This window comes from Nonomuraea sp. NPDC003707, from assembly GCF_053587055.1.
Genome location: NZ_JBSFNK010000011.1, coordinates 358,963 through 370,251 on the forward strand (window position 1 = coordinate 358,963; position 11,289 = coordinate 370,251).

Genomic DNA, 11,289 nt, shown 5'->3' on the forward strand with positions numbered 1-11,289 from the left:
CACCTCAACAAGCCCATCACTCCACCCCAATGAACCCATTGGCTTACCCCAACGAACCCGGCACCCCAACCAACGAACCAGCCACCCTGCCCAACTGACCCGCTGCCCTGCCCCTCGGGCCCGCACACCACCCCAACCCTCCCCAGCCGCCCCCAAAGGGCGGCTCACCACTCACCGCCCCTGAGCCTCCTGCCCGCTCTCCCTCCGTCTGCCCGCTCTCCCTCCGAACGGCCAGACCATCTGATGACCGCGACCGGCATAGTCGCCACGATGGCACCACCTGCTGCCAGCCCCACCCCTGACGCCAACCCCGCCGAACTCACCCCGCGCGCCCCAACCCCAGCAACACCGCGCAGCCGAGACATCAGGTCGCCAACACCGGCCCGTCCAGTAGCGGGGCAGGCACCACCAACCAGCCCCTGAGCAGACTCACCGCCGCCCTGCCCGCAACCCCAGCAGGAAGCACACACCCCCAACGCCAACCAGCCCCTGAGCAGATTCACCGGCTCCGAGCCCGCACTCCCAGCAGGGCCGCACACGCCCCAACCCCAACCAGCCCCGCTGTCTCCACCTCAACCCTGGCGACACCACGCAGCGGAGACATCCGAGCCGACCCACCCGTCCAGCAGCGGCGACCATGGCAGCGACGGCGACCACGGCAGCGACCACCGCAGCGGCGGGGACGGGGACCACAGCTGTGGCAGCGGCGACACCCGGGCGGCAGCTTGAGGCAGCGCCAACCACCCGACACCCCTGCGCCAGATTCACCGGCCTGCCTCTACCCGGCGACACTTAAGTGAGACCGGCGAACCCTCAAGGGTGGCCCAGCCCTCGCGAACCTCAGCCCAACCGATCCAGCACGGGCTTCACGGCGTCCTCCTCTACCCGCCCCTCCCCAGCCACGGCCCACGCCGCGTCGCAGGCGGCCCGCAGCCCGTCAATTCGGCTCCCGTCACCATCGAGCCGCAGCACGCCGTCCTGCCACCAGGCCCGCCAACCCCCGCAAGCCCCATCCCGCACCTCGGGATAAGACTCCAGCAACGTACGCAAATCCGCACCGACATAGGTGGGCCGATGACGCGGTCCCGCCGTCAGCACATCGACAGCCGTAGCCACCCCGGTCAGCACCAGCAGGCTCTCAACCCCCGCGTTGGAGGCCCCCTCGATATCGGTGTCCAGCCGATCCCCCACAACCAACGGCCGCCGCGCCCCCGTACGGATCATGGACTCCCGATGCAACGGCGGATCAGGCTTGCCCGCATAAACCGGCTCAACCCCGGTAGCAGCCGCGATCACCCGAACCATCGCCCCGTTCCCCGGCAACTCCCCTCGCCCGGTAGGCATCGTGCTGTCCCCGTTGGAGGCCACGAACAACGCCCCCTGCCGCACCGCCAGCGCCCCTTCCGACAGCAGCCCATACGACAGCCCGGGGGCGATCCCCTGCACCACGGCAACAGGTGACTCGGCGGCGGTAGAAACAGGCCGAAGCCCCCGATCCCGTAGGGCCAGCCGCAACCCGGACCCTCCGACGACGAGCACGTTCGACCCAGGCGGCACCCTTTCGGCGACCAACCGAGCAGCGGCCTGAGCCGAAGTCACCACGTCGTCAGCCGAGGCCGGTGCCCCAAGCTCGCGAAGGTGAGTGGCGATGGCAGCAGGCGTGCGAGAGGCGTTGTTGGTGACGTACGCCAGCCGCACCCCACGCCGCTGAGCCTCCTCCAACGCCGCCGGCGCCCCCGGCACCGCATGGCTGCCCAGATAGACCACACCGTCGAGGTCGAGCAGCAGGGTGTCATAGCCGTCGATCAGCACAGTGCCTCTCCCCGTTTGACTCTCACGCCGCGTGCGACTCTAGCGCCGCCGCAACCCTCACCCACACAAGGGCCGACCATTTCCACGCCCACCGCCGATGCGCGTGGACACCCACCTCCACACCACGCGCACACGCAGAGACACCCACCCCTACATGCGCAGAGCGCCCACCTCCACATGCGCAGACCGCCCAACTTCACATCCCACGCCCACACCAACCAACGCCCCTCATCAGCCGCCGCATTCACGGTCACCATGTCGAGCCGACTGACCCAGCGGCCGTTCCCTCGCGCCCCAAACGCATTACAGCCCGCCTGGGCTCCACAACCCACCCTGGCTACATCGCCGGTCTCCTCACCCTTGTCGGCACCAGAGCACCCTGCACGCCCGAGCTCCACACCGCCACTCGCGCGGGCGGCACCCACACCCACCAGCCCCAGCTTTCAAACCGGAGCAATCTTCACCCGCGCCCGGGCGCCCCGAGATCACTCAATACCAAACCTCACGCCCCCGCCCCGCCCGCGCTCGGGCCACAGGACACGGCCCGAGCCAACCGCCGAACAGCGCGACGCCATTACCGACCACTCGATCCCGCACGAAGACAACAAGAACGCCGCCTAACCGCCCACTCACACACCAGGCCGGCTCAAGCACCGAACCCCTCGCCGGAACGACGCAAGGCATCGCTCAACACGCATCCCACACCCAGAACCACATAGCTCAAGACAGCCAAAGAAGACGACCACAAGAGACCAGGGCGGCCACCCGACGCTACGTCCTCCGACTACATTTCGCGACGAGCTCGCAAGGTAGCGCGAACACTCTTCAAAGCCGACACATAATGCCGCTCATCCGGCCGCATGGCCACCGCGATGGCCAGAGGCTCCTGGGCCCCCTCCACATCCCCGGTCCGCCACAGCGACAACCCCAACCCAAAGTAGGCATAATCCTCGGCCGGATTAGCATTCACGATCTGCCGGAAACTAGCGGCAGCCTCCGCGTACTGCCGTGAATTGAACTGCGCCCGAGCCAACGCCTCCAGAATGCTGCGCGATGCGGGTTCGGCCGCGGCAGCGCGCTCCAGCAACGCGGCAGCGGCAGCCGGGCTGCCCTCTTTCAGCAATCTCACCCCACGCTGATACCAATCGTAAACACCGCCCCCGGGAGCACCTGAGTTCTCGTTCTGAACGTTTCCATCGTGGGCCATGCGTGGGGACTCCTTCATCGCTGAACGACGGACCCGCTTCGCCTTGCTACGGAAAGGGCACGGGCTGCAACCATGGGGCGACTTCCGGGAGGGAGAAGCATTTATGGGAGCATGCCCGGTATGGGGACTCCTGAACTGCCGATGCCGGACGGGCTGGTGCTGCGACCCTTCCGAGGGGTACGTTTCGCCGTCGAAGATCCCGCCAAGGTGACCTCCCCGCCATACGACCTGATCTCCGACGCCGACGTGGACGCCCTCCTGGACTCCCATCCGAACAACGTCGTCCGACTCATCCTTCCCCGCTCCCCCCGAGGCGATTCCTCCGTCAAACCACCAGCCCCCCATCGGCAACAGGAACCAAACCAAACACCCAGCACCGCGCCCCACCGCCCGTCGGCTGACGGCGAGCCGACCACCACGCAGCAGCAGGCGTCCGTTCCTCCCACACCGTCCGACGCCGGGCTTGAAACCCGCTATGCCAAGGCGCGGGACACGCTGAGGGCCTGGCTGGACACGGGTGTCCTGGTGCCGGACGACGTTCCAGCGCTCTACGTGTACGAGCAGAGCGGGCCGAACGTGCTGCAACGCGGCTTGATCGGCGACGTGGGCCTGGCCGATCCGGGGCAGCGCATCATCCTCCCCCACGAGGACGTCATGCCGGGCCCCATCACCGACCGGCTCGCCCTCATGAGCACCACGCAGGCCAACCTCGAACCCATCTTCCTCCTCTACAACGGCGACAACGGCACGGCCACACGCCTGGTGGACGAGGTGGCCTCGGAACGGCGCCCCCTCGTGTCCGCCCACACCGAGGATGGCCTCACGCACCGCCTGTGGGCCATCACGGACGTATCCGAGATCAACGCGATAAACGCCGATCTCCACGACCGCCAAGCCCTGATCGCCGACGGCCACCACCGGTACGCGACGTACCGCGTCCTCCAACGCCAGGAGCACGCCACCCACCGCTCGGCCCAGCCCGAGCAGCCGCTCACCACCACCACGAGACCGGAACCACCCGACATCCCACAGACGCCGCCACCGCTGCCCACCGCCACGTCAGAAGCCCACCTCTCCCAGCCTGCCGCCACTTCAAGGGCGCAGTCACCCAACGCCTCGGAGGCAGAAACATCCACTGCCTCAAAGACCGAGTCACCTGGCGCTCAGGACGCAGAACCATCCGCCACCTCTAAAGCCCAGTCGCCCACTGCTCTGGAGCCAGAGCCATCCAGCGTCTCAAAGGCCCAGTCACCCGGCGCTCAGGACGCAGAACCATCCACCACCTCCAAGGCCCAGCCACCCACCGCTCTGGAGACGGAACCATCCAGCGTCTCAAAGGCGCTGTCATCCAGCGCCGTAGAGACAGAGCCGGTGGCCGTCCCCAAGGCCCACCCGCTCCGCACCACCACGCGCCCAGCCACCACTCCAGAAGCCGAGCAGCACGCCACCACCTCAGCAGCACCCGACGCCACGTCTGAGGCCCCGTCGTCTTCCTCTGACGTCGAACCAGCGGCTCAACCACCTCATCCCGCCATCCCTTCGGAATCACAGACGTCTTCCCCCAGCGGGAACCTCGACCTGGATGGGACGCCGTCGATCCCTGACATCCCCCAGGCCTCCCAGGTCTCCGGGACCGATGGTGTCGCCGGCAAGGCCGGATCCGTGCCCTCAGGCGGCGGCCGCTCGACACCAGAACCCGTGGTCGGGCCGTGGGACTTCGGGCTGGCCCTGCTCGTCGACTCCACCGCGTACCCGCCCAATCTGCAGGCCATCCACCGCGTGATCCCCGGGCTCCCCCTCGCCGAGGCGGTCGCCAAGGCCAGAGGCGCGTGGCGCGTTCACGACTTCGACGACTTGGCGCAGGGCCTGGCCGCCCTGGAGGAGGCTCAAGAGCCGGCCTTCCTGCTCGGCGGGGAGGGTGGCACGCACCTGCTCACCAACCCCGACCCGGTGCAGCTCGCCCGCGCCATGCCGCCCGACCACTCCGAGCGCTGGAACTCCCTCAACACCTCCGTTCTCACGGAGTTCGTCCTGCCCAAGGTGTGGGGCATGCGCGATGACGAGCAGGCCGTACGCATCGTCCACCACGACACGGACGCCGCGGTGCGACTGGCCATCCGCACCGGCGGCACCGCGGTGCTCCTCAAGCCGCTCGCGGTTGACGACGTACTGGCCGTCGCTGCGGGCGGCGAACGAGTCCCCCGCAAGTCCACCTCCTTCGGTCCGAAGCCCAGGACCGGCCTGGTCCTCCGTACGTTCGCCATCGACTGACGCAGCCGTCTCCCCTCAACCGCGGCGCAGGATTCTTCACGATCGCCGACGTCCGCCGTCTGCGCGGCGATCGTAAGGACGTCCCCGCCGTCCACAAAGCGCTGTGCGGTGGCTCCTGCGAGAACCACCCGTGGGCGGCGGGACACACGGAACGGTGCAACACCCAGCACGACCGCCCAGCCGCGGACAGCCCCGATCGAATGGCCGGCCCAGCCACCCGCCAGCGAGCGCTGCCTGGCCGAGCGACTCCACGTGATGACCGCGAGCACTACCGCTGACCGCGGCGGCCGGTTATGTGCTCTCGGTCGACGGACGGCCGAGGAAATCCACGCCCTCGACCGGCCGGCCCGCCACCCCACGAGAGGGCGCTGTCCACGACCGGGCGAGGCTCCAGCGCTCTCCGCGCATGCCAACTCTCCACAACCGGTGGGTCAGCTTGCTGGGGCGAGGTAGACCACTTGGCGGGGGATCAGGGCGGCGAGGCTTCCGTGAGAGCTGTGGGTGGGGCCGTCCGGAAGGTCGCTGGGGAGGGGAACGTCGGCTTCGTACGGTCTGGCGGAGCTCACCTCCACCTCGTACCGCCAGATCTTGGCCGCGGACGGGCCGAAGACGCGGCAGCGGAAGGACCCGCTCACCTCCATGTAGTCGCGGGGTTTGAGACCGCGGACTGTGGCCGCCGTCTCCGGGTCGAAGGTGACGCACGGGATGCTGTCGGTCAGGGCGGCTCCGCGTCGGTTGCGGCGGCGGCGCACGATGATGCGCCACTTCGCCACGGTGTCGCCGCTGGGCAAGGAGTGCTCCTCGACCCCCGCCGACAGGCGGCCTACCAGCAGGACTTCGTTCCGGTCCACTGTCGTCCTCCTATCTGTGCTCTGGTGGAGATCACTATCTACGATGAGGAGGAGGCCGGATCGGCTGGAATGCCGTTCTGGGGACAGCTGCTGGAGGCTCGGGAGTTCCTGTGGAAAACATCACCGCGTTGGGTGGCGACGTCTATGAGATCGACACCAAAATGGCTGGATACACGGGTATCACGGCCGGCTATCTGATTTTGGGGGATCGGCCGTGCCTCGTGGAGACGGGCACCTCGACCTCGGCCCCTGTGGTGCGCGATGCGCTGGCCTCGCTCGGTGTCGGCCCGGAGGACCTGGCCACCGTCGTGGTGACGCACATTCATCTGGATCACGCCGGTGGCGTGGGCGACATCGCCAAGTTCTTCCCGTCCGCGCAGGTCGTCGTACACGAGAAAGGCGCCCGCCATCTGGCTGACCCGTCACGGTTGATGGCCAGTGCACGGATGGTGTGGGGTGACAAGCTCGACACACTATTTGGTGAACTGTCGCCCACCGAGGCCGAACGCATCGTGGCCCTCGGCGACACCGGAGCCGTCGACCTGGGCAACGGACGCACGCTGAACAGCCACTACTCCCCTGGACACGCGAAACACCACGTGGGCCTGATCGACTCCGCCACCGGAGACCTGTACGTCGGCGACGCGGCCGGCGTCTACCTCCCCGAAACGGGCGACCTCCGTCCCGCGACGCCGCCGCCGGACTTCGACCTGGAGACGGCGCTCGATTCGATCGCGTTGTTCGAGGCGCTTGGGCCGCAACGGCTGCTGTTCAGCCACTATGGGCCGGTCGATGCCGTACAGGAGACTTTGGAGCGGTCTGCGGAGGAGCTTCGCATCTGGGTTGATCTCACTCGGCGGGCTCATGCTGAGGGGATGGATCTGGACCACGCCGTCGCCATGGTCAGGGATCGCACCAAGGATCGCTATCGGGCGTTGGAGGCTGCTGGTGGGGAGGATGGGGCGGCTGAGCAACTCGAGCTGTTGAGTGGTGCTCCGTCAAACGTGGCGGGGATCCTCCACTGGCTCAACCGCGTCTCACCGTAGTCGCGCGTTGTGGGAGGTGCCGGGCGATGGGGGCGGGCGGATGTCCCCGTCGTCGCCTGGCCGGTATCCGCCTTCCTCGCCTGGCCAATGAATCTCGCCGCAGAAGCCGTGTGTCAGGGGGCGTCGTGCTCCCGTGTGTGGCGGTTCTTGGCGTCATACGGGTCAGGGGGCGTCGTGCCGTTGCACGTGCGCCGACGTCGTCGACGTCAGATTCCCCTAGGTCACGCGTGTACTGGGCTTCTCGCGGGTCAACGCTTTGCAGGATTTCTCGCGGTCGAAGGCCTGCGGGGTTTCTCGCATGAAGACGGGAACTTCACGCGGTCAGATGCGTAGGGGATTTCAGGGCCGATGGATGTGAGCTGGGTTTCTCGGCACCGTACGAGGAGCCGAGTTCCTCGCCATCAATCGCGCGGGGGATTCTCACGCTCATGCCGTACAGAATCCACCGGCGGGCCGGATGGGCGGGCGTTCGTCATCGAGTGAGACCGTGAGCGGTCGCCCACCCGTCCCCGCCGTACCGGACCGGCTTGACCGTCGGATGGCGACGGTATCGGTCCGGGTACGGCGGGGACGTGGCGTCAGTCGTCGGACTTGCGCTTGACGTCCGAGGCAGGCTCGTCGGACTCGCCGTTGAGCGTGTCTCCGAAGTTGGGCTCGATGAACGCCGGGGTGATGCTCAGCGCCTCGGCCTGCTTCGGGGCCTCCTGAGCAGGCCGCTCAGTCTGCTCCTCGGCAGCGTCGGCGGGACCGGACTGCTCGGGCGCGTCGGCCGGGGCAGCCTCCTGCCCACGATCCGATGCGTCCGCAGGGGCAGCTTCTCGCGACTCCCCATCCCGTACGTCTGCCGAGGCCGCCTCCTGCGGCTCCTCGTCCAGAACGTCCGCCGGCTGCTCTTCCAGGACGTCGGCCGGCGCCGCTTCCCGCGGCTCCTCCTCGGCCGGGGCCGTTTCCGGGGACTCCTCATCGACTACGTCGGCGGACGCCTCGTCCGAGACGCTCTCCGGGGAGGCCAAGAGGTCGCCCGCTTCGGCCAGGGCCGTGGCGTCATCCACGTCCTCGGCCGCCTCAGCTGCCTCGGCCGCGCCGGCGTCGTCGAAGTCGTCCTCGTAGTCGAACTCCTCCTCGACGTCTTCGATGACGGACCCGGTCAGCTCGGCGTAACGTTCGGCCGCTTCCGTCTCCCCGTCCTCGTCGAACGCCATCGCCCGCCCGAACCAGTCCGTAGCCGCCTCCTGGTGCCCGGCCTCGGCCAGAGCGTCCGCATACGCGAACGCCAGCCGCGCCGACCACGGCCTGGGCTGCGGGTCACGCAGTTCGGGGAGGCGCTGCAGGGTGATCACGGCGGCGTCGTGCTGGCCCAGGTCGCGGCGGGCGCCGGACTCGACGATGGTCAGCTCGATGCGTCCGGCGCGGTCGAGGCGTTCGGCCTCTGGCGAACGTACGAGGTCAAGCGCCCGCTCCGGACGACCGAGACCGCGCTCGCAGTCGGCCATGACCGGCAGGTACGCGTCAGAGCCCGTCATCCTCCTGGCCGCGCGCAGATCGCTCAGCGCTTCGGAGAAGTGGCCCGCACGGTAGGCGACGATGCCCGCGGCCTCCCGTACGACACCGATCCTGGCCGCGAACCTGCGTGCCACCTTCGTGTGCTCGTGCGCCCGGTCGGGGTCGTCGTCCTCGAGCGCCCGTTCGGCGGCGACGAGGTGCCGGCCCACCAGCTCGGCGAGGTCGCCGGGCAGGGAGCGCAGCTCCTCGCGGACTTCCTTGTCGAGCTCGTCCGCGGTGATGTCGGGCGCGACCTCGGGCAGCTTCTCGCGCTGCGGGGCCTCGGCGTCGCGGTCGGACCTGCCGTACCTGGCGCGGGTGCCCGAGGAGTCGGGACGCTCGCCGCGGTCGTCCCGCGAGAACGGCCGCGAGTCCCGGCGGGGACCGAAGCCACCTTCGCGACGGTCGCCGCCGCCACGCGGGCCGCGGTCGCCCTCGCGCCTGCCACCGAATCCGCCTTCACGACGCGGACCCCGGTCCTCCCGGAACCCGCCCTCGCGGCGGTCGCCGTAGCCGCCTTCCCGGCGGGGGGCACGGTCGTCCCTCGAGAACGGACGCGAGCCTTCGCGCCGGGGGCCGCCCCCACTCTCGCGCCGGTCACCGTAGCCGCCCTCGCGACGGGGGCCGCGATCATCCCGATCCCGGAACGGACGACGCTCGTCACCCTCACGACGGGGGCCGCGATCATCGCGGTCCCGGTAGGTACGACGATCGTCACTCCGGGGTCCGCGATCATCACCCTCACGTCGAGGGCCACGGCTGTCGCCGAAGCCGCCCTCGCGACGCGGGCCGCGGTCCTCACGGAACCCGCCCTCACGGCGCGGGCCACGGTCGTCGCGGAAGCCACCTTCGCGGCGCGGTCCTCGATCGTCACGAGACCCGCCCTCACGGCGCTCGCCGAAGCCGCCCTCACGGCGCGGGCCACGGTCATCACGGAAGCCGCCCTCACGACGGTCCCCGTACCTGCCCTCGCGCCGTTCGCCGAAACCGCCCTCACGACGAGGACCGCGATCATCCCGGTCCCGGAACGGACGACGCTCGTCACCCTCACGACGGGGGGCGCGATCATCGCGGTCGCGGTAGGTACGACGATCGTCACTCCGGGGTCCGCGATCATCACCCTCACGTCGAGGGCCACGGCTGTCGCCGAAGCCGCCCTCGCGACGCGGGCCGCGGTCCTCACGGAACCCGCCCTCACGGCGCGGACCCCGATCATCGCGGAAGCCACCTTCGCGACGCGGGCCACGGTCGTCGCGGAACCCGCCCTCACGGCGCGGTCCTCGGTCGTCGCGGAACCCGCCCTCACGGCGCGGGCCACGGTCGTCGCGGAAGCCACCTTCGCGGCGCGGTCCTCGATCGTCACGAGACCCGCCCTCACGGCGGTCGCCGTACCGGCGCTCGCCGAAGCCGCCTTCCCGGCGCGGGCCACGGTCCTCACGGAAGCCGCCCTCACGACGGTCGCCGAACCCGCCCTCACGACGAGGACCGCGGTCATCCCGGTCCCCGAACGAACGACGCTCGTCACCCTCACGACGCGGGCCGCGATCATCTCTGTATCCGTCGTCGCGCCGCGGCGTCCTGTCTCCACGACCGTAGGAGCGCGACCTGTCGTCGGAACGGAACGGACGGTCGCCGCCGGAGTCTCGCCCACGAGAGCCGTACCCGCCGCTCCTGCCGCCTCCGCTGGAGCGCCTGTCCCCATGGTCGCCGCGCCCGCGCTGTCCGCCGTCCGATCCGTTATCACTGTTCACTTCTGGTCCATTTCGTTGGCTCACTCAGCGGACTCATAACGACGGTCCACCGTGGCTGGTCGCCGCCCTCGGGCCTTACGCGACGAAGGCCACCCGTGGGGTGGCCCGGTTCCTTCCAGCCTAGCAAGCCCCAGTACGTCCATGAGCCCGGACGCAAGCCATATATCGGCGCGACCAGAAACGTACGGTCAGCGAGAGTGTTCGCACTGTCACCACGCCTCGCGGAAATCTTGATCCGCGAACGGGATTCGGCCGAAGTTGCCGCTCTGCCATCGGGGCGGTCAACACCCGTCGTCCGTTCACGAAGGCGCTCGAATTGCGGAACAGCGCACAGCTGCGCCGTTAGCGGAACGTCACAGCTACAGAAATGTGGCCTCGGACGCCGATCGGGCCAGTGAGTGGAAGGGCGGGCAGCCGGCCGCGCGAGGGAACGCCTCACAGCTCCCATCACAGCCGACACAGCACACAAAAAAAAGGGGGTCCGACGCCCAAGGCGTCGAACCCCCTCAAAAGATTGTCCGGCGGCGACCTACTCTCCCACACCCTCCCGAGTGCAGTACCATCGGCGCAGAGAAGCTTAACTTCCGGGTTCGGAATGTAACCGGGTGTTTCCTTCCCGCCATAACCGCCGTAACCCCTCGAAACACACAAGCACAGAATGCTTGCTGTCTCAGAATCACATAATGGACGCGAGCAACGACTAGAAAAGTCTGCTTTGTGGTCAAGTCCTCGGCCTATTAGTACCGGTCAGCTCCACACGTTACCGCGCTTCCACCTCCGGCCTATCAACCCGGTCGTCTACCGGGAGC

Annotated in this window: 7 protein-coding genes and 2 rRNA genes; 3 read left to right on the plus strand and 6 right to left on the minus strand. The window is 68.7% G+C overall.

Annotation, left to right across the window (positions count from 1 at the left end; translation table 11 throughout):
* Positions 1 to 840: 840 nt before the first annotated feature.
* Both ACWDRB_RS29500 and ACWDRB_RS29505 read right to left on the minus strand, forming a co-directional pair.
* Positions 841 to 1,812, minus strand: coding sequence for an HAD-IIA family hydrolase (locus ACWDRB_RS29500; RefSeq protein WP_449898961.1), 972 nt, complete (start codon positions 1,810 to 1,812; stop codon positions 841 to 843).
* A 784-nt stretch (positions 1,813 to 2,596) separates the two neighbouring features.
* The gene (locus ACWDRB_RS29505) at positions 2,597 to 3,019 is read right to left on the minus strand and encodes a tetratricopeptide repeat protein (RefSeq protein WP_350739880.1); all 423 of its coding nucleotides are present in this window, start codon (positions 3,017 to 3,019) and stop codon (positions 2,597 to 2,599) included.
* 120 nt (positions 3,020 to 3,139) lie between these two features.
* Between ACWDRB_RS29505 and ACWDRB_RS29510 the strand changes: the two genes are divergently transcribed.
* Entirely contained in the window at positions 3,140 to 5,290 is a 2,151-nt protein-coding gene (locus ACWDRB_RS29510; RefSeq protein WP_449898963.1) for a DUF1015 family protein, read from the plus strand.
* Positions 5,291 to 5,721: 431 nt separating this feature from the next.
* Here ACWDRB_RS29510 and ACWDRB_RS29515 read toward each other — a convergent pair whose 3' ends face one another.
* On the minus strand, positions 5,722 to 6,141 hold the full coding sequence (locus tag ACWDRB_RS29515; RefSeq protein ID WP_449898966.1) for a single-stranded DNA-binding protein: 420 nt from the start codon (positions 6,139 to 6,141) through the stop codon (positions 5,722 to 5,724).
* A gap of 110 nt (positions 6,142 to 6,251) precedes the next feature.
* Here ACWDRB_RS29515 and ACWDRB_RS29520 point away from each other — a divergent pair, with 110 nt between their 5' ends.
* Positions 6,252 to 7,187 carry an MBL fold metallo-hydrolase gene (locus tag ACWDRB_RS29520; protein WP_350739871.1) on the plus strand — a complete coding sequence of 312 codons (936 nt, stop codon included), beginning with the start codon at positions 6,252 to 6,254 and terminating at the stop codon, positions 7,185 to 7,187.
* A gap of 578 nt (positions 7,188 to 7,765) precedes the next feature.
* Here ACWDRB_RS29520 and ACWDRB_RS29525 read toward each other — a convergent pair.
* A complete protein-coding gene (locus tag ACWDRB_RS29525) occupies positions 7,766 to 8,899 on the minus strand; it encodes a hypothetical protein (RefSeq protein WP_449898969.1) in 1,134 nt (377 codons plus the stop codon).
* Here ACWDRB_RS29525 and ACWDRB_RS29530 point away from each other — a divergent pair.
* Positions 8,837 to 10,519, plus strand: coding sequence for a hypothetical protein (locus ACWDRB_RS29530; protein WP_449898972.1), 1,683 nt, complete (start codon positions 8,837 to 8,839; stop codon positions 10,517 to 10,519). The two genes, ACWDRB_RS29525 and ACWDRB_RS29530, sit on opposite strands and share 63 nt — an antisense overlap.
* A gap of 477 nt (positions 10,520 to 10,996) precedes the next feature.
* Here ACWDRB_RS29530 and rrf read toward each other — a convergent pair.
* Together rrf and ACWDRB_RS29540 are read right to left on the minus strand one after the other, a co-directional pair.
* Positions 10,997 to 11,113: ribosomal RNA gene (rrf, locus tag ACWDRB_RS29535) — 5S ribosomal RNA — on the minus strand.
* Between the two features lie 84 nt (positions 11,114 to 11,197).
* Positions 11,198 to 11,289: ribosomal RNA gene (locus ACWDRB_RS29540) — 23S ribosomal RNA — on the minus strand; the annotation flags it as partial.

Bases quoted from the DNA above. Each gene is read 5' to 3' on its own strand.
- ACWDRB_RS29505 (WP_350739880.1), bottom strand. From the start codon at position 3,019: ATGGCCCACGATGGAAACGTTCAGAACGAGAACTCAGGTGCTCCCGGG.
- ACWDRB_RS29510 (WP_449898963.1), top strand. From the start codon at position 3,140: ATGGGGACTCCTGAACTGCCGATGCCGGACGGGCTGGTGCTGCGACCC.